We start from the raw sequence: 18,354 nt of genomic DNA on the forward strand, positions 1-18,354 counted from the left end.
GTCATTCTCATTCTTAGATTCGCGACATGAAAAAGCCCGGACGCAACGCGCCCGGGCTCTTCCATTTTCATAGCGGTCTGGCCCTAGTGGGCGGCGACCACCTCTTCCTGGATCTCGTGAACCTTGGCGCCACGCGCCGCGAACGAGAACCACAGGACGTAGACGTAGCAGATCAGCGGCGCGACGAAGGCCAGCGACTTCGAACCGGTCATCTCCTCGATCTTGGCGAAGATCAGCGGCAGGAAGGCGCCGCCCACGATGGCCATGCACAGCAGGCCCGACGTCGCCGAAGTCGGCGCCGAGGACCGTTGCAGGGTCAGGGTGAAGATCGTCGGGAACATGATCGAGTTGAACAGGCCGATCAGCAGGGCCGCGAAGGCCGGGATCAGGCCGCTGGTCATCGGGGCCTGGGCCAGGATCAGGTTCAGCGTGCCGGCATGGGCGGTCGGGGTCATGTCCTTGGTGACGATCACCACCACGCAGAGCGCGATGGCGCCCAGGGCGACCAGCATCAACAGCACATAGTCCTTGACCGACTTCAGCAGGGCCGAGCCGGCGAAACGGCCGATCATCGCGAACACCATGTAGAAGGTGGTCAGCTTGCCGGCCTGCTCGGCCGGGATGTTCAGGACATGGCTCTGTTCGATGAACAGCAGCAGGTTCAGCGAGATCGCCACCTCGGCGCCGACATAGAGGAAGATGCCGATCGCGCCCAGATTGGCCCACTTCGAGGCCAGGGCCGAGAACGGGCTCACCAGGTGGCCGGTCTTCGGCGCGGCTTCGGTGATCTTGTGGCGGACCAGGAAGATGGCGATGATGAACAGGGTCAGGCCCACGCCGATCGCCAGGTAGACGTTCGAGACGAAGCCCAGGGCCTGTTCGCGCAGGGCCGGCGTGATCTCGATGCCATGCTTGAAGATGTCGCCCTTGAGCAGGAAGTTGGCGCCGAACCACAGGCCGCAGGCCGCACCCAGCGAATTGAACGCCTGGGACAGGTTCAGGCGGAAGGACGCGCCCTCCGGCTTGCCCATCGAGGCGATCAGCGGGTTGGCGGCCACCTGCAGCAGGGTGACGCCCGAGGCCATCACGAACAGCCCGACTAGGAAGATGCCAAACACGTGCAGCTTGGCCGCGGCGATGGCGACGAAACAGCCGGCGACGATGCCGCTGAGGCCCACGATCACCGACTTGGCGTAGCCGAACTTCGACAGGAAGGCCGCCGAGGGCATCGACATGACGCCATAGGCGATGAAGAAGGCGAAGCCGGTCAGGTTCGCCTCGACGGGGCTCAGGGTGAAGACCGTCTTCATGGTCTTCAGCAGCGGGTCGAGCAGGTTGGTGACCAGCGCCCAGATGAAGAAGAGCGCCGTCACATAGACGACGGCCAGGACTAGACTGCCTCCCGCCTTGGGCGCGGGCCCCGAACTCGGCGTCATCGACGCCCCCATACCTGCCATGTTGTTTCACTCCCTGTCCGACGTTGCGGGACGCGCCATCCACCTCAACCGTGACAACGTTGTCAAGGGCCGAAGCCGGACGTGCGCCGCGAAGATCTCGCCAAGCCGCCGTGTGGGAACCGATTTTCCCGATTCGACGGTAAATCGAAAACTCCGACAAATCCCCGCCAATGGGAAGCGGCGATGTCGATCATCGCCATTCTATGCGTGTCGGACGGGGGATCGCGATCGCCGGAAGTTGGCTTGTTCGACCCGTGCACGCACCGGCTGCGCCGAGCCGTCTCCTACGCCGCCCGGCGGCCTGCGGCGGGCGGCGGCGCGGAAACCTCCCACACGTCGTGAGCGGTTTCGCCCGTCAGGATGTTCTCGGCGGTCATCAGGCCGCTGAGCGTGGCCTGGTCACGGGCGCCGTCGCGGTGCAGGCCGTTGCGGCCGGCCAGGTGCAGGCTGGGGAACTGCATCTTCAGGTCCAGGCGGATCATCGCCCGGTGCTCGGCGCAGTCCTCGTCCTCGATCGGCAGCACCTTTCGCTGGCGCACGACGCGCGCATCGCTGACGGCGGTGGGGTCCATCAGCCCCATCACCGCGGCCTCGCGCCAAGCCAGGGCCACCAGGTCGGCGTCGCTGGCCGTCCACAGGCCGTCGCCCTCGAAGCAGAAATAGTCCAGGCCCAGGCAGCTGGCCGCCTCGCCTTCCGGCGCCATGTCCGGCGACCAGGCGCGGTAGTTCTGCACCCGGCCGACCTGCAGGTCGGTGTCGTGGACGTCGATCGCCGCCTCGCGCAGCGGCTTGCGGGTGCGGCCCACCAGGGCGACCGTGATCTGGTCGCGGTACATCAGCTCGCCGGCGTGGAACAGGCTGATCGGCGCCGGCCGCAGCATGGCCATCAGCTCGCGCAGCGGCGCGGTCGAGACCACGTGGTCGGCGGTGCGGACCTCGTGGGCGCCGTCGTCGCGCAGGATCGTCACGGCCCACGACCGGGTGATCGGATCGAACTTCAGGGTCTCGACTCGACGGCCCAGGGCGACTTCGCCGCCGAAGGCCGCAATCTGGTCCGCGCAGGTCCGCCAGATCGAGCCGCCGCCCAGGCGCGGATAGCGCAGGCTGGCCGCCGGCCTGGCGGCGCCCGCGCGGCCGGCCGGCATCTGGTCGCGGATCAGGCCCGACACCTTTTCGGCGAAGGGCAGGAACAGCGTCGAGGACAGCCGGGCGCCGAAACGGTTGCGGATCTCATCGCCGAAGGTCCTGGGCGCCTTGATCGGACGGATCTTGGCCAGGCCGAACGAGGCCAGGCAGGCCGCCGCGCCGCGCAGCCCCAGAAGGCCCAGAGCTTCAAGCGCCTTCAGCGGATAGGCATAGAACCGCTCGCGGTGGTAGATCCGCGCCGTCCGAGGCTGCTCGACAAAGCCGTCCGGCAGCAGTTCGGACCACAGGGCCAGCACGGCGGGCGAGGTCGAGGCGTAGGCGCCGCCGTTCAGGTCGATCTTGAAGCCGTGATGGTCGATCGTGCGGCTGGCGCCGCCGACCGCGTGGGGATCCATTTCCAGGACGGCGACGTCGCGTCCCGCCTTGGCCAGGACATAGGCGGCGGTCAGGCCGGCCGGCCCGGCCCCGATCACCAAGGTTTCGACATGCTGCCCCATGACGCGATGGTCCCCGTTCGAGAACCCATCCTGGCCTGAGAAGGTTAAGGACCGCCCCGTCGGACGGTGCGGAGCGGCCTCGAACTTGGCCATGGGACGCTATGCCGCGCCTCCCAGAAACCCAGGCCGCTAAGCCAGTTGATCGCCGATCGGCAGGGCCCGGATGCGCTTGCCTGTCGCGGCGAAGATCGCGTTGACCAGGGCGGCGGGGGCCGGCGGCAGCGCCGGCTCGCCCAGACCGGTCGGCGGGTTGTCGCTGGTCACGAAGTGGACCTCGACGTCCGGCGCGTCGGCCAGGCGCAACATCGGAAAATCGCCGAAATTGCTCTGGACCACCGCGCCGTTCTCGATGGTGATCGCCTGGCCCAGCGCGCTGCCGATCCCGTCGAGCACCGAGCCCTGCACCTGCTGCTCGGCGCCGTTCGGATTGACGATCTGGCGGCCGACATCGGCCGCCGCCCACGCCTTGCGGACCGTCAGGCTTCCGTCCGCAACCGCCACCTCGACGACCACCGCCACATAGCCGCGATGGCTGTAGTGGCAAGCCACGCCCAGGCCGACGCCCTTGGGGGTCTTCCGGCCCCAGCCGGACGCCTCGGCCGCCCGGTCGAGCACGGCGCGCATCCGGCCGGTATGGAAGCTGTCGCCCTTGCCCGGCTCGCCGATCAGCCTGGGTTCGCCCAGCAGCTTGCGGCGGAACTCCACCGGATCGGCGCCGGCCGCATGGGCGACCTCGTCCGTGAAACCCTGGAACACGAAGCCGTAGGCGTTGTTGCCCGGCGCCCGCAGCCAACCGGTCGGCACGCCCAGCGGCATGACCGAAACGTCCTGGACGTAGTTCTCGACCGCCCCGTACGGAAACTGCGCGCCGCCGATATTGGCCGCGCGGGCGAACCTCTCGCCCTCGCCGAAGGTGACGAAGTGGTTGCGCCAGGCCGTCAGCCCGCCCTGCGCGTCCAGCCCCGCCGTCAGCCGGTGGAAGCCGGCGGGACGGTAGAAGTCGTGCTGCATGTCGTCCTCGCGGGTCCACAGCAGCTTGACCGGCACCCCGACGGTCTTGGAGATCCACGCCGCCTCGACCATGAAGTCGTTCATCAGCCGCCGGCCGAAACCGCCGCCGCTGCGGGTGAAATGGATGGTGATGTCCTCGGGCCTGATCCCCAGGGTCTTGGCGACCAGTTCGCGGCCGTCCTCGGGGTTCTGGGCAGGGGCCCAGATCTCGACCTTGCCGTCCTTGAAGCTGGCCGTGCAGTTCTGCGGCTCCAGCGTGGCGTGGGCGTTGAAGGGATAGCTGTAGTCGGCCCTGACCACCTTGGCCGCGCCCTTCAGGGCCGCGTCGACGTCGCCGACCGTCTTGAGATTGCGATGCGGCGGCTGGCCGTGCAGTTCGGCGGCCTTGGCGACGAAGCCCGCGCTGCTCTGGGCGCTGGTTGGATGGTCGGCCCAGGTGACCTCCAGCGCATTGCGGCCCTTGCGCGCCGCCCACCAGCTGTCGGCCACCACCACGACGCCGCCTAGCAGGCCTTCCAGCTCGCTCCCGCCGTCGACCACAAAGGCGTGGCGCACGCCCTTGACCGCCTTGGCCGGCGCCAGGTCGACCCTGGCCACCTTGGCCGCGAACACCGGGGCCTTGAGGAAGGTGGCGTACAGCATGCCCGGCACGCGCACGTCGATGCCATACAGCGGCTTGCCCACCACGATGGCGGCCGTGTCGGACTGTGGCTGCGGCTTACCGATGATCCGGTAGGCCTTGGGGTCCTTCAGGACCAGGGTCTTGGGATCGGGCGCCGCCAGACCAGCCGCGGCCTGGGCCAGTTCGCCATAGGACAGGCGGCGCTTCCCCATCTTATCGACGACGAAGCCCGGCTCCGTGGTTAGGCCGGCCGCCGGGACGCCCCAGCGCTGGGCGGCGGCCTGGATCAGCAGGGCCCGGCCCACCGCGCCGACCTGGCGCATCGGCTCCCAGTCGTCCGGGGTGGAGGTGCTGCCGCCGGCCGACTGCTCGCCAAACACCTTGGCGTCGACCGGGGCCTGTTCGATGCGGACGGCCGACCAATCGACGTCCAGTTCCTCGGCGATCAGCATCGGCATCGAGGTCTTGATCCCCTGCCCGATCTCCGGCCGCTTGGCCGCGATGGTCACCACGCCGTCGGGCCCGATGCGGACGAAGGCGCTGAACGGGTTGGCGCTGGCCTCGCCCTGGGCTTGCACCGGGCCCGGGAGGCTGAATGACAGCAGCAGGCCGCCGCCGGCCGCGGCGCCGGTCTTGAGGAACAGGCGGCGGGCGGGGTTTTCCAGGATCGCGGTCATGTTCACGCCTCCACCTGGCCGGACGCCGCCTTGATGGCCTTGCGGATGCGGATGTAGGTGGCGCAGCGGCAGAGATTGCCGTTCATCGCCGTGTCGATCTCGTCGTCAGTCGGCTTGGGCGCGGCGGCCAGCAGGGCCGTGGCCGACATGATCTGGCCGGCCTGGCAGTAGCCGCACTGCGGCACGTCGATCGCCTTCCACGCCTCCTGCACCTTGGCGCCGACCGGATTGGCCCCGACGCCCTCGATGGTGGTCACCGCCTTGCCGCCCACCCCGGCCAGCGAGGTGACGCAGGAGCGCATGGCCACGCCGTCGATGTGCACCGTGCACGCCCCGCACTGGGCCACGCCGCAGCCGTACTTGGTCCCGACCAGGCCCAGTTCGTCGCGCAGCACCCACAGCAGGGGCGTGTCGGGCTCGGCCTCCACCGTGTGGACCTGGCCGTTCACCTTCAGACTGGTCGACATGCCGCTGCTCCCGAACTGACGCGGGCGCACAGTGCCAAAGGGTTGGAACAACGACCAGAGGGTGTGGTTGTCATAAAACCGTCATTGAAAGCTTGAACGCGGCCGGCTTCCGTGGTTCCGCTCCGCCCCGTCGGGCGTTGTCCAGTACCAGGATCGTCCGAAAACTCTCCACGCTTCGAACAGAGGATGAAGCGACCATGCTGGGCTTGTTCCGGGCCGTCATGCCCAAGGAAGACCGCTTCTTCGAGCTGTTCGCGCAGCATGCCGCCACCCTGGTGGCCGGGGCCAAGGCGCTGCAAGACCTGATGCAGGGCGGCGACGGCGTTGAGGCCGCCAGCGCCCGCGTCTACCAGCACGAGGAAGAGGCCGACGAGATCACCCGCCAGGTGATGGGCGCGGTCCGCCGCAGCTTCATCACCCCGTTCGACCGCAGCGACATCCAGGACCTGACCACCTCGCTGGACGACGCTATCGACCAGATGCGTAAGACCGCCAAGGTGGTCAGCCTGTTCGAGGTGAGGACCTTCGAGCCGCAGATGCGCGAGATGGCCGCGATCATCGTCCAGGCCGCCGAGCTGACGGTCGAGGCCGTCGCCCTGCTGCCCGACATGCGCAAGAACGCCCAGCGCCTGACCGAGCTGGCCGTCCGCGTCACCCAGATCGAGGAGCAGGCCGACCAGATGTACGACCAGGGCCGCAAGGCGCTGTTCCTGGCCCAGAAGGGCGGCGACCCCATGGCCTTCATCGTCGGCGTCGACATCTACAGCCACCTGGAAAAGGTGGTCGACCGCTTCGAGGACGTCGCCAACCGCATCAGCGGCATCGTGGTCGAGCAGGTCTAGTGGATCCGACCTTCCTGATCCTGGTCGTGCTGGTGGTCGTGGCCCTGGGCTTCGACTTCCTCAACGGCCTGCACGACGCCGCCAACTCGATCGCCACCATCGTCTCGACCCGCGTGCTGTCGGCCAAGTGGGCGGTGCTTTGGGCGGCGTTCTTCAACTTCATCGCCTTCATCTTCTTCGGCACCAGCGTCGCCAAGATGGTGGGGGCCGGCATCATCGACCCGCACATCATCAGCGACCGCCTGATCTTCGCCGCCCTGATGGGCGCGATCAGCTGGAACCTGATCACCTGGTGGGCCGGCATCCCCTCGTCCAGCTCGCACGCCTTGATCGGCGGCCTGGTCGGGGCTTCGGTCGCGCGCGTCGGCAGCTTCGGCGCGGTGCAATGGGCGGGACTGGGCAAGACTGCGGCCGGCATCGTGGTCTCGCCGCTGATGGGCTTCGTCCTGGCGCTGGTGCTGGTGCTGATCGTCTCCTGGACCTTCCTGAAAAGCTCGCCGTTCTTCGCTGACCGGGTGTTCCGCAAGCTGCAGTTCGTTTCGGCGGCGGCCTATTCCCTGGGTCACGGCGGCAACGACGCCCAGAAGACCATGGGCATCATCGCCGCCCTGCTGTTCGCCCACGGCGCCACCCACGCCCCCGGCACGATCCCCCTGTGGGTGGTGTTGTCGTGCCAGACCGCGATGGCGCTCGGCACCCTCTTTGGCGGTTGGCGCATTGTGCACACCATGGGCAGCAAGATCACCCGCCTGACACCCATGCAGGGCTTCTGCGCCGAGACCGGCGGCGCGATTACATTGTTCCTGGCGACCCATATCGGCGTTCCGGTCTCGACGACTCACACGATCACGGGCGCTATTGTCGGCGTCGGCGCGTCGCGTCGGGTTTCGGCCGTCCGCTGGGGCGTGGCCAAGAGCATCGTGACCGCCTGGATCGTCACCTTGCCCGCGGCCGGTCTCGTCGCGGCGGCGTTCTATTATCTCGGGTTCTGGATGAAGTGAGCGACACGGCGGGCGGCAAGCAGGCGGGACGCAAGTCCGGAACACGGCGCCGCCAGGTCGCCGCACTGCCCTGGCGCGCCGATCCGATCGAGGGTTTGCAGGTCCTGCTGGTCTCATCGCGCGAGACCCGCCGCTGGGTGATCCCCAAGGGCTGGCCCATGAAGGGCAAGCTCGACCATCAGGCCGCCGCCCAGGAAGCCTATGAGGAAGCCGGGCTGGACGGCCGGATCGTCGACACGCCGGTCGGCGACTATCCCTACCTGAAGCGGCTCAAGAGCGGCGCGGCGCGGCCGGTGACGGTCGACGTCTATCCGATGGAAGTCACCGGCGAGCACGCGACCTGGCCGGAGAAGGGCCAGCGGACGCTGCGGTGGATGTCGCCGGTCGAGGCGGCGCTGGCGGTGCAGGAGCCGGAGCTGCGCGACCTGATCGCCCGCTTCGCCCAGGTCGAGCTGCCCGCCGAGGAGCGCCCGGCCCTGACCCTGGCGCCCACGCCGGTCCGGGTGGCCTTCGATCGCCTGCGCCGGCGCGTCACCGCGCTTTGGGGCCGCCGTTAGGCCGACGCCTGTCAACAGGCTGGGGATAACTCGACAAGCCCTTTCGCGTTCACTATGTTCTTGTTCTGTTCCGGAGCGAGAATCGCCATGCAGCTGTCCCTCGACCTTTCGACCTCGCCGCTCGAAGCCCTGCGCGACGGGCTGCTCAAGACCTTCGGACCCCAGCGGCCGACCAAGCGGCTGGATCCGGTGTCGCAACTGGTCAAGTCGTCGATCAGCGGACGGACCAAGGACGCGGTCTCCTGGGCGGTCTATCACCGGCTGAAGGAGCGCTTCGCCACCTGGGAGGACCTGGCCGAGACGCCCGACGCCGAGGTCCAGGAACTGATCAAGGACGTCACCTTTCCCGAGGAGAAGGCGCGTCACCTACCCCACGCCCTGCGGCTGATCCAGGTGCGCAGCGGCTGGACGCTGTCGCTGGACCACCTGGCCGAGCTGGAGCTGGACAGCGCCCGCTGGTGGCTGCAGGGCCTGCCGGGCGTCGGGGTCAAGGTCGCCGCCTCGGTGCTGAACTTCAGTCCGCTGAACATGCGGGCCCTGGTGGTCGACACCCATGTTCACCGCGTCGCCGCTCGCTACGGCCTGATCCCCGCCAGCTATGACACCGCCCATGCCTATCGCGCCCTGATGGACATGGTCCCCGACCGCTGGACCGCGGAGGACCTGTACGAGTTGCACTGGCTGATGAAGGGCCTGGGTCAGTTGCTGTGCTCTCACCACGCGCCACGCTGCGGGGCGTGCGCGCTGAAGCCGGCCTGCTCCCGGGTCGGCGTCGAGCGCAGCGCCGACATCCTGGCCTGGCGACCGCGCGCCTAAAGCCGGCGGGAGCGGTGAACCGCTTCCGCCCCCGCACGCTCCCTCCGCATGGCTCACGACATCCGCATCGGCACGGCCGGCTGGGGTTTTCCGCGAACGCTCGACGTCTTTCCCGCCGAAGGCTCCGGCCTGGAGCGCTACGCCGCCGTGTTCAACGCCGTCGAGATCAACTCGTCCTTCTACCGTCCGCACCGGCGCACGACCTACGAGCGCTGGGCGGCCTCCACGCCGCCGGGATTCCGGTTCGCGGTGAAGGTTCCACAGACGATCACCCACGAGCGCCGATTGGTCGACTCCGGTGAACCGCTGGCCCAGTTCCTCGACGAGTGCGGCGGCCTGGGCGACAAGCTCGGCCCGCTGCTGATCCAGCTGCCGCCCAGCCTGAGGTTCGACGCCGGGACCGTGGAGCTCTTCCTCGCCGCCTGGCGCAAGGCGACGACCGCCGCGACGGTGCTGGAGCCTCGTCATGCCACCTGGTTCGAGGCGCCGGCGCAGGCGCTGCTGCAGGATTTCGAGGTCGCGCGGGTCGCCGCCGACCCCGCCGTGGTCCCCGCCGCCGCCCGGCCCGGCGGCTGGAGCCAACTGGTCTATCACCGCCTGCACGGCTCGCCGGCGATGTACGCGACACCATATGACGACGGCCGGCTCGACCCCCTGGCCAAGCGGATCGCCGGCGAGCCCGAAGCCGTCGAAAGTTGGTGCGTGTTCGACAACACCCGGTTTGGCGCGGCGACCACCGACGCCCTGAAGCTGATGGCCCTCATCGCGCCGCCGCCAGTTCGCTGAAGGTCTTCGTCCCGATTCCGTAGTGGCGCCAGTCCTTGTAGTCGAAGTGCCACCACTCCTCGGGATAGATCTCGAAGCCCTGGGCGACCATGGCCTCGCGCAGCAGCGAGCGCATGGCCCTCTGCCTGGTCGTGCCGCCGATGAAGTCGGCGTAGGAGCGGCCCGACATCTCGTCGTAGCGGCTGGGCATCTCGACCGGCTTGCCGGTCTTCAGGTCGTAGAGCGTCAGGTCGACCGCGCAGCCGCGGTTGTGGCGCGAGCCCTGGGCAGGGTCGGCCACGAACATGTGGTCCTCGGGCGGCGTCGCCTCCCAGAACATCCAGGTCACGAACCAGGGCCGGTAGGCGTCGTGGACCAGCAGGCCGTAGCCCTTGGCCTTCAGCGCCTGGGCGGCCCGCGCCAGGGCCAGGGCGGCCGGGCGCTGCAGGTAGGCGGCGGGGCGCTCGTACAGCGGCAGGCCCATGAAGTTGTCGGAGCCGGCGTAGCGGATGTCCAGGCGGAGGGTCGGATCGAGGGTCGACAGGTCCACCAGGTCGGCGGGGCGATGCGGGTCGGTCTCGACCGGCGGCCTGGCCGCCAGGGCTCGGGCGCGCAGGGCGTCGGGGTCGGCGCGGACCGCCGCGCGGACGCCGGCCTCGACCTCGGCCCCGAAGTCGTGACGCGGCAGGCGGGCGCCGTCCAGGCGCACGGCGACCGGCTCCAGCACCAGCTCGCCGCCGCCTTCGATCCGATAGCGGTTGCGCCCCAGGGGCGTCAGCTTGGCGTCCTTGCGGCCCTGACCGTCGATCCGCAGGACGCCGGCCCGCTCGAACACCGTCAGCGGCGCGGCGCGCTGGCCGTACTGGCCGACGGCGGCCATCTCGGCGGCGTCCAGGGGCTGGGCGAAGGCGGTGGCGCTCAGGGCAAGTCCGATCAGCATGGGGGCGACCAAGGCGAAGGCTCCGATCCTAATCCGCATCGTCCCGCTCCCCTATCCGGCCGTCATGCCGGCTATGCCTCCACGTGCACGCGGCGGAAGCGGCCCTGCAGATAGACCAGCGGCTCGTGGTCCGGATCGTAGCGCAGCTTGACCACCCGCCCGACATAGACCCGGTGGTCGCCGGCGTCGAAGACTTGGTGGGTCACGCATTCGAAATTGGCCATGCAGTCGGGGAGGATCGGCGCGCCGGTGTCCCAGGTCTCGGTGTCGATGCCGGCGAACCGGTCGCCGTCCTTCTGCACGAACTGGCGGGCCATCAGCTGCTGGTCGGCGTGCAGCACATTGACCGTGAACCGCCCGGCCGCGTCCAGGATCGGCAGGCTGCGCGAGTTGAGGTCGACGCAGACCAGGGCCAGGGGCGGATCCAGCGACACCGAGGTGAACGAATTGGCCGTCAGCCCCACGCGGCGACCGTCCTCGCACACCGTGGTGATCACCGTCACCCCGGTGGTGAAGCATCCGAAGGCGTGGCGCAGCGCCCGGGCGTCATGCGCGCCGCCCTCGCCCAGTTCGATCGTGACCGGCTGACTCATTGGACCACCAGTGATGCAAACCGGCGTGACGGGCAAGGGTTTGGGCCATGGGGCACGGCCCACTTGCCCCCTACGGACCGCTTGTCGATGATCCTCCCCCCGTGGGGGAGGCGATCGCGCAGCGATCGGTGGGGGGCGTTTTGGGGTCGGCGATCCGGGTTGCAGCCATCGGCCGATCACTCCCCCCTCCGTCGGCTTCGCCGACACCTCCCCCACAGGGGGAGGATCTGATGGGCACGGTCTCTCGTCCTCACGCGATCTCTCGCCGAGCTGATGGAAAGGGACGCGGAGCGCCGGACATCGTCCGGAGTTTGAAAATGAATACCGTTTCGACGAAGCCCGATCGCTCCGCGCGGTCGTTATCCGGAAGCGCAGCGGCGCTGAACCCTGTTAGGGCCTCGCCGCCTTGAAGCCTCCGACGGGCGGGCCAGGTCAACGAACCCCGGTCCCGGACCGCGAGCGCGTCACCGCCCGCCTGTTGCTCAATCAGCCCTCGCGCCACGTCGTTTTTGTGTTCCAGGCCCGACCGGCTCCAGAGACGCGAAGTTTGGTCCAAAAGGACCGCCGACGGAGCTTCCCGCTCGATCGCCCCCGCCGCCGCATCGGTCGCTGGCCATGCGCCCTTTCCCTGCGACGAGGTGAGATCAGGATACGGCTGTCTGGAAGGGTGTGGATCAAATCGGGTCGAAAAAGTTCAAGGTGTTGAAATCACCGGGCTTTGTTCGCTATCTGCCGAGCATGGACCTTCAAAACCCTCTCCCAGAGGGAGAGGGCGGGGCCCGCCGCGCAGCGGCGGGAGGGTGAGCAACCATGTTGATCAGGCGTGGCGAACCCAGGGCTGCTGTCGCTTGAGGACGAGGTTTGCGGCTTCGACGAGTTTTCGCATGACGGCGACGATGGCGACCTTGGGCGGTTTGCCGGCGGCCAGGAGGCGATCGGCGAAGATCTTGAAGGCGGCATCGAAGCGCTTGGCGGCGATGGCGGCCAGATAGAGCATGCGGCGAGGTCGGCTTCGACCGCCGCCGATGAAGCTCTGGCCCTTCCATTGGCCCGACTGGCGGTCGAAGGGAGCCACGCCCAGCAGGCTGGCGGGCTGGCCGCGCTTGAGGGCGCCCAGCTCGGGCATGCGGATCACCAGGCTGGCGGCCACCAGCGGCCCGACACCTGGCAGAGACCGCAGCAGCGTCCAGCGGGCCAGAAGGTCGGGCCAGGCCTTGAGCGCGGCCAGGATCTCGCGCGCCAGCCGGGCCTTCAGCCGCGCCAGGCTCTGGATCTGCTCGCCCAGGCTGGCGGCCAGATCGGGCAGGGTCACATGCTCCATGAAGGTCTTCAGCTGGGCGGCCTGGTCGCTGATCTGCTCGTAGGCCGTCAGGCGTTCGGCCAGATGGGCCAGGCGCGGGTCCTGGGCCGCCCGCACCGTGTCCACCTGCGCCGTCGCCGCCGCGATCAGCGCCGCATCCAGCCGGTCGGTCTTGGCCCGCCGCCGCTTGAGGCGCGCGAACAGCTTCACCTCCAGCGGCTGGTGCACCACCACCTCCAGCCCCGCCGCCTCAAGTCTGGCCCGCACGCCGCGCTCGTAGCCCGCCGTCGCCTCCAGCCCCACGCGTCTGACGCCGCGTTCCGCCAGCCAGGCGATCAGCCCTTCCCAGCCCGCTGCGTCGTTGGCCACCCGATGCTGCTCGGCCCTGCCGAGCACGGCCGCATCCAACTGGCGCTTGCCCACATCGATCCCGGCGATCGTTGTGCTAGACTTGTTCCTATCCATCGATCCCATCCTTGTGGCTCCGGACCCATACGTCCCTGCAACCATCCGGGTCATGGATATGCCAGCGGCGACCAGGCTCACCCGCAGCGCCAAAACGCTCAGGGGTTATCGGTCCCTCCGCCGGCGGTCCGCCTGGTGCTGAGAACACCAGGCGGACGTCCCGGAAGACACCAGCAGCTTACCGCTTCTCCAACAGACAAGGGGCTACCGAGGTCGACGGCGCGCCGGCAGGGCGTTCAGGGTGAAACCGGTCAGGGCGTCACCCCTCTCCCTCCCACGCGTCGCGCGGGTCCCTCCCTCTCCCCTCCGGGAGAGGGTTCAAGAAGGGGCGCCGTCCGGCAGCTCTCCTGACGTCATCCGCCAGCGGCGAGGCCGCGCCTTGAAACCTTGATGGCGAGCCTGCTCTGGCGTCTGGCCGTGTCAAGGACCGCCTCTGGCGGCCGCGTCGCGGCGACGCTCCGCGTCGTCCTTGACACGGCCAGACGCCAGAGCTCCGATCCACCAAGGCTTTAAGGCGCGACCCCATCCGGGGCGGCTGAATAACTACGAAGCAGATTTGTCGGCTAGCTTAGCCAGCAAGCTAACAAAGGCGATAAATTCCAACGCTCGCTCGGGATCATCTTGCACAAATCGATGTGCACGAGGGTTTCTTAGACCGGCGACGGCACCAGAGAACAACATCATAAACCCTCTTTGTTCATCTGAATCCGATTGATCCAGCAAGGGGTTGAATTTCAAAACGGGATTTTTGGGACTAAAAACGAACTCCATAAGTGCAGATCCGTCCTTGTCTTCCACGCCGCTGTGAAGACGAACCAACATATTGAGAGCCTTCACCGAAGCTTCTACAGCGTTGGCATAGTGACCATCGCGATATAATTGTCCGGCAGCTCTTTGAATGGAGGCGTGGATTTCCAATCCGTCGTAGGCTCGAAGCGCCTTTCCAGCATCGCTTTGTCCAGAATCTTCCAGGTCCTCGATGAAGCCCGCTCGTATAGCAGCCAGATTTTCTCTGGCAGCCGCCGCACCCCGCCTCAAACCCTCGCGAACTTCACTTATAGGCGTTTCTCGCGTATAGCTTACAGAAGCGGCATCAATATTATTTAAAACCCCTTTATACCGGTTATATTCAACGGTATCGTTTCCAAAAATTGCTACGAGAGCCGCGTCTAATTTATTCTCTAGGGCGCTGATCGATGGGTCATAACGATCTGAAATCGCATCGGGATTAAATAAATCTAGGTCCGCAATTCTGCGATCTATTTTTAAGATAGCATCTTTCATCTGAGCAGATGATAAATTGGCTACTCGGTGAAGGAGTTATCGAGCTCCGAGCCAAATCTAATCTCCATGTACCTGGTGTGCGGCAAATATATTACCCCTCGATCACATGCGGCACGAACCGGGCCAGGTTCTTGGTGACGACGCTGTCGTCCTCGCGGACGCCGATGCCGGCCGGTTCGTTGCCGACCATCCACGCGCCGACCACCGGCCGCTTGCCGTCGAAGTCCGGCGGCGGGTGGTAGGCCTGGACGATCGCGCCTTCCGCGCCATAGCCCTGGTCGAGGACAGGCTCGTCACCCCCGACCACCTCGACATTGGCCCCTTCGCGCGAGAACAGCGGCTTGCGCACGAAGCGCCCGCCCAGCGCGCTGGCCGCCGGGTCGCCCTCGAAATAGGCCTCCAGCAGGTTGGGGTGGCCGCGATGGCGTTCCCACAGCAGCGGCAGGACGCCCTTGTTGGACAGGATCGCCTTCCACGGCGGCTCGATCCAGCGCACCTGGGCCGTGTTCAGGTGGGCGGCATAGGGCTCGCGCAGCATGAACTCCCACGGATAGAGCTTGAACGCCGCCTGCAGGACGAAGCCCTCCAGGTCGACGAACTGGCCCTCCGCGTTCAGGCCGATGTTGTCCATGGCCACGAACTTGGGCTCGACGCCGGCCTGCAGGGCCAGGTCCTCGAGGAAGCGCACGGTCTGGCGGTCCTCGACCGCGTCCTCGTCGCTGGCGAAGTGGACGAAGCCGCCGGTCGGGAACAGGACCTTGAACCGGTCGCGCAGGGCTTCGAACAGGCTGTTGAACTGATCGGCGCCGGCGGGGAAGGTTCCGTTGGCGATCAGCTCCTCCAGCCACAGCCACTGGAAGGTGGCCGCCTCGAACACGCTGGTCGGGGTGTCGGCGTTGTATTCGTAGAGCTTGGGCTTGGCCTTGCCGTCATAGCCGAAGTCGAAGCGGCCATAGAGCGACGGCGACTTGGCCCGCCACGAGGCGGCCACGAAGTCGCGGTGCTCGGGCGGGATCGCCAGCCGCTCCATCAGTTCCTGGCTGCCGGCGACCTCGTCGACCAGGTCCAGGCACAGGTCGTGGAGCTCGGCCGCGGCCGGCTCCAGGTCCTGCTCCACCTGGCCGAGGGTGAAGGCGTAGGCCGTGGACTCGTCCCAATAGGCCTGGCCTTCGGTGTGGTGATAGACGAAGCCGACCGCCTCGGCCTTGGCCTGCCAGTCGGGACGCGGCGTCAGCTTGAGGCGGCGCACTACTCGGTCTTGCCGCCGTCGCCGGGCTTCTGCTCGATCTGCAGCGTGGGCTGGGCGGGCGCCAGGCGGGCCAGGATGTCATCGGCGCTGGACTGGCCGGGCAGGATGCCGGCCAGGCGCAGCTTTTCGTCGAGATCGGCGCCGGTGCGGCGGTCTTCCAGCTCGCCGGCCGCCTTGATCCGCTCGCCGCGGATCATCTGGCGTTCCTTGATGCGGGCCAAGCTGTCGGCGGCCGAGCCCAGCGAGGCGCCCGCGCCGGCCCCGCGGGCCGAGACGGCGGCCTGGGCCTTCTGGACGCTTTCGTTGACCTTCACGACCTCGACCTCGCGACGCAGGGTCTCGATGCGGCGGTCGGTGGCGGTGATGGCGGTGTGCAGTTGGTCCTCGGCGGCGCGCATGTCGCCGATCTGCGGCTCCTTCAGCGCGATGTCCTGCTCGAGGTCGGCGATGCGCTGGGCCACCTGGCGGGCCAGGTCCATGTCGCCCTTCTGGACGGCGGCGCGGGCCGAGGCCTCGTACTTGGTGACCTGATCGCGGAAGCCGGCGACTTCCTTCTCCAGGATGCGGCGGCGGGCGACGAGCGTGGCCATGTCGTCGCGGGCCTTGCCCTGGGCGGTGTCGGCGTCGCGGATCTCCTGGTCGAGGATGCGCAGGGCGTTGGCGTCGACGACGGCCGCGGTGGCCTCGTGCGCGCCGGCGCGACCCAGGGTGAACAGCTTGTTCCAGATGGACATGTGGGGTCTCCGAAGGTCTTTGTTGGAGAATATACTGTTGGCGACGGCGGGTCCGCCCTCGTCCTTCGACAAGCTCAGGATGAGGGCTAATTCAGGGGCGTCCGAGTAGAATTCCTCATCCTGAGCCTGTCGAAGGAGAAGGAATTCGGTCCCGCCGCGCCTTCGATCGATCTAAGCGGCGGGGGTGAAGGACGAGCGCAGGTCGGACGCGGCCTCAATGGCGTTCTCCGCCAGGACCCGCAGCTCGACCAGGATGTCGTCCAGCGACGAGCTGGGCGACAGCTCGCCGAACAGCTCGTAATAGTCGCGGCCGTTGACCGCGCTGATGCCGAAGTTCGACAGCGGCACCAGCTTCTGCGCCTTGAGCAGGAACTCGTTGAAGGCGTGACGGTCCTTCTGCTCGTCGACCGGCCACAGCAGCACCGAGGCGGCGATCTGCTGGTCGCTGACGCTGACGAAGATCTCCAGGTCGCCGTGATCGTGCATGGTCACCAGCAGGATCGGGTCGGCGCCCTCGACCACGCGGGCCGTCATGGCGTCGCTGAAGCCGTCGGAAAGCGCCGTCTTCAGCGAGCGAACAGTCCAGGCGGGGGTCGTCATCGAGCGGTGTCTCCTTCGGCCAAGCCTCTATCGAGGCTGTTTCATACTAGATGGGCGAACGAACGCCAGTCGTCGAGAGCGCAACCTTACGTGCGCCCATGACAAGTTGGTAATCCCCTTCCCCCTTTTGTGAGCGGGAATGACGTCGTACATGTGACGCGAGTTTCGCAGCGGGTCGTTCATGTTCAGCAAGCTCTTCGGCCGCAAGGACGCCGCGCCCGCCTCGGCCCTGCCGGCGATTCGCAACGTCACCCTGGGCCGCACGGTCTGGTTGGACACCCTGGCCTGGCGAAGGCTGGGCGACGACCTGAAGTTCGCGCTCGACACCGACACGCTGGAAATCACCGCCCAGGGCCTGGTCGAGCTGCGCGAGGGCGGCTTCGTCCACAGGTTCTATACCGACGACAACATCATGTTTCAGGCCGTGTCCGACGACCGCGACGGCCAGCGCGTCACCGACGTCACGCTCTTCATTCCGTGGGACAGCGCCTATCCGGGCGGCCGGGCCGACGAGGAGGCCTGGGCCAAGCGGCTGCGGGCGCGCACCTTCACCGGTCCGGGCCTGCCGGAATACCGGCGCGACTGGTTCGGCGACGAGGCTGAAAGCCAGGAGCCGGTCAGCTTCTGGGAAGATGTCCACGACGACCGCGACGGGATCCCGGATCGGCGGATCTTCCAGACCTGCATGCTGTTCTCCCGCGATCTGCCGGGCGATGGCCGCGAGCTGCTGCTGGCCATCCAGCAGGAAAACGAGAACGAGGACACGCGCCAGCGCGAGATGTCGTTCGAAATCATGGTCGGCGTGGCCTTGAGCGTCGGCGAATTCCGGGCCTAAGGGGCAAGTTTCATTTTAACGCATTTTCTTCACGCGAACCGGAAACCACTTCGCTCGAAAATGCTTTTTGGGGGAAAGACATGAGTGATCTGCATGGATTTGGCGGCAACGCCCTGGCGTTCCTGGTGGCCTTCGTGGTCGCCGGCCTGTTCACCGTCGTCTTCAAGCTGATCTACCAGTGGGTGACGCCCTATAACGAGGCCAAGCTGATCCGCGAGGGCAACGTCGCCGCGGCCCTGGCCCTGGGCGGGGCGCTGGTCGGTTACGTGCTGCCCCTGGCCTCGGCGCTCAGCAACACCGTGTCGCTGGTCGAGTTCTGCGCTTGGGCCGCCCTGGCCGGCGTGATCCAGATCGCCGCCTTCACCCTGGTACGCACCGTGGCCATGAAGGACGTCGCCGCCCGGATCGAGAAGGGCGAGATCGCCGCTGGCGTCTATCTGCTGAGCATCTCCCTGGCGGTCGGCGTGCTGAACGCCGCCTGCATGACGGCCTGAGG

At 67.5% G+C, this 18,354-nt stretch carries 18 protein-coding genes and 1 pseudogene; 8 read left to right on the forward strand and 11 right to left on the reverse strand.

Features of this window, described 5'->3' with window-relative positions; genetic code table 11:
* Window positions 1-83 precede the first annotated feature (83 nt).
* From G3M57_RS20230 to G3M57_RS20245, 4 genes are all read right to left on the reverse strand, one after another.
* Window positions 84-1,436 carry a sugar MFS transporter gene (locus G3M57_RS20230; protein WP_056761686.1) on the reverse strand — a complete coding sequence of 451 codons (1,353 nt, stop codon included), beginning with the start codon at window positions 1,434-1,436 and terminating at the stop codon, window positions 84-86.
* A 305-nt stretch (window positions 1,437-1,741) separates the two neighbouring features.
* On the reverse strand, window positions 1,742-3,100 hold the full coding sequence (locus G3M57_RS20235; protein WP_163232631.1) for an FAD-dependent oxidoreductase: 1,359 nt from the start codon (window positions 3,098-3,100) through the stop codon (window positions 1,742-1,744).
* 129 nt (window positions 3,101-3,229) lie between these two features.
* Window positions 3,230-5,410 (reverse strand): xanthine dehydrogenase family protein molybdopterin-binding subunit, encoded by a 2,181-nt coding sequence (locus G3M57_RS20240; RefSeq protein ID WP_163232633.1) that lies wholly within the window; start codon window positions 5,408-5,410, stop codon window positions 3,230-3,232.
* A gap of 2 nt (window positions 5,411-5,412) precedes the next feature.
* On the reverse strand, window positions 5,413-5,877 hold the full coding sequence (locus G3M57_RS20245; RefSeq protein ID WP_163232635.1) for a (2Fe-2S)-binding protein: 465 nt from the start codon (window positions 5,875-5,877) through the stop codon (window positions 5,413-5,415).
* A gap of 197 nt (window positions 5,878-6,074) precedes the next feature.
* On the opposite strand from G3M57_RS20245, the gene G3M57_RS20250 reads away from it, so the two are divergent.
* The 5 genes from G3M57_RS20250 (at window position 6,075) to G3M57_RS20270 (ending at window position 9,879) form a co-directional block, all read left to right on the forward strand.
* Window positions 6,075-6,719 carry a DUF47 domain-containing protein gene (locus G3M57_RS20250; RefSeq protein WP_056761412.1) on the forward strand — a complete coding sequence of 215 codons (645 nt, stop codon included), beginning with the start codon at window positions 6,075-6,077 and terminating at the stop codon, window positions 6,717-6,719.
* Entirely contained in the window at window positions 6,719-7,720 is a 1,002-nt protein-coding gene (locus G3M57_RS20255; RefSeq protein WP_056761411.1) for an inorganic phosphate transporter, read from the forward strand. Before G3M57_RS20250 ends, G3M57_RS20255 begins: the two co-directional genes overlap by 1 nt.
* On the forward strand, window positions 7,717-8,277 hold the full coding sequence (locus G3M57_RS20260) for an NUDIX hydrolase (RefSeq protein ID WP_163232637.1): 561 nt from the start codon (window positions 7,717-7,719) through the stop codon (window positions 8,275-8,277). Before G3M57_RS20255 ends, G3M57_RS20260 begins: the two co-directional genes overlap by 4 nt.
* 87 nt (window positions 8,278-8,364) lie before the next feature.
* Window positions 8,365-9,093 (forward strand): endonuclease III domain-containing protein, encoded by a 729-nt coding sequence (locus G3M57_RS20265; protein WP_056761405.1) that lies wholly within the window; start codon window positions 8,365-8,367, stop codon window positions 9,091-9,093.
* A gap of 48 nt (window positions 9,094-9,141) precedes the next feature.
* A complete protein-coding gene (locus G3M57_RS20270) occupies window positions 9,142-9,879 on the forward strand; it encodes a DUF72 domain-containing protein (protein ID WP_163232639.1) in 738 nt (245 codons plus the stop codon).
* On the opposite strand, the gene G3M57_RS20275 is transcribed toward G3M57_RS20270, so the two are convergent.
* Window positions 9,854-10,837, reverse strand: coding sequence for a M15 family metallopeptidase (locus G3M57_RS20275; RefSeq protein WP_163232641.1), 984 nt, complete (start codon window positions 10,835-10,837; stop codon window positions 9,854-9,856). The two genes, G3M57_RS20270 and G3M57_RS20275, sit on opposite strands and share 26 nt — an antisense overlap.
* A gap of 32 nt (window positions 10,838-10,869) precedes the next feature.
* Window positions 10,870-11,391: a flavin reductase family protein gene (locus G3M57_RS20280; RefSeq protein WP_056761397.1), complete on the reverse strand. Its 522-nt coding sequence runs from the start codon at window positions 11,389-11,391 to the stop codon at window positions 10,870-10,872.
* Between the two features lie 273 nt (window positions 11,392-11,664).
* Between G3M57_RS20280 and G3M57_RS28005 the strand changes: the two are divergent.
* Window positions 11,665-11,772 (forward strand): annotated as a pseudogene (locus G3M57_RS28005) (hypothetical protein); the annotation flags it as partial.
* A gap of 436 nt (window positions 11,773-12,208) precedes the next feature.
* Here G3M57_RS28005 and G3M57_RS20285 read toward each other — a convergent pair.
* The 5 genes from G3M57_RS20285 to G3M57_RS20305 form a co-directional block, all read right to left on the reverse strand.
* Window positions 12,209-13,156, reverse strand: a complete 948-nt coding sequence (locus tag G3M57_RS20285) for an IS110 family RNA-guided transposase (protein ID WP_163228532.1) — start codon at window positions 13,154-13,156, stop codon at window positions 12,209-12,211.
* 543 nt (window positions 13,157-13,699) lie between these two features.
* Complete coding sequence (locus tag G3M57_RS20290) at window positions 13,700-14,440, reverse strand: TIGR02391 family protein (protein WP_163232643.1); 741 nt, start codon at window positions 14,438-14,440, stop codon at window positions 13,700-13,702.
* A gap of 91 nt (window positions 14,441-14,531) precedes the next feature.
* Window positions 14,532-15,689 carry a glutathionylspermidine synthase family protein gene (locus tag G3M57_RS20295; RefSeq protein ID WP_056761394.1) on the reverse strand — a complete coding sequence of 386 codons (1,158 nt, stop codon included), beginning with the start codon at window positions 15,687-15,689 and terminating at the stop codon, window positions 14,532-14,534.
* Window positions 15,689-16,423 carry a PspA/IM30 family protein gene (locus tag G3M57_RS20300; protein ID WP_057184509.1) on the reverse strand — a complete coding sequence of 245 codons (735 nt, stop codon included), beginning with the start codon at window positions 16,421-16,423 and terminating at the stop codon, window positions 15,689-15,691. Before G3M57_RS20300 ends, G3M57_RS20295 begins: the two co-directional genes overlap by 1 nt.
* Before the next feature lie 171 nt (window positions 16,424-16,594).
* Window positions 16,595-17,023 carry a YjfI family protein gene (locus G3M57_RS20305; RefSeq protein ID WP_056761389.1) on the reverse strand — a complete coding sequence of 143 codons (429 nt, stop codon included), beginning with the start codon at window positions 17,021-17,023 and terminating at the stop codon, window positions 16,595-16,597.
* 181 nt (window positions 17,024-17,204) lie between these two features.
* Between G3M57_RS20305 and G3M57_RS20310 the strand changes: the two genes are divergently transcribed.
* Window positions 17,205-17,858: a DUF2491 family protein gene (locus tag G3M57_RS20310; protein ID WP_163232645.1), complete on the forward strand. Its 654-nt coding sequence runs from the start codon at window positions 17,205-17,207 to the stop codon at window positions 17,856-17,858.
* Between the two features lie 80 nt (window positions 17,859-17,938).
* Window positions 17,939-18,352, forward strand: coding sequence for a DUF350 domain-containing protein (locus G3M57_RS20315; RefSeq protein ID WP_056761383.1), 414 nt, complete (start codon window positions 17,939-17,941; stop codon window positions 18,350-18,352).
* The last annotated feature ends 2 nt before the right edge of the window (window positions 18,353-18,354 follow it).

Source organism: Caulobacter rhizosphaerae (assembly GCF_010977555.1).
GTDB lineage: Bacteria > Pseudomonadota > Alphaproteobacteria > Caulobacterales > Caulobacteraceae > Caulobacter > Caulobacter rhizosphaerae.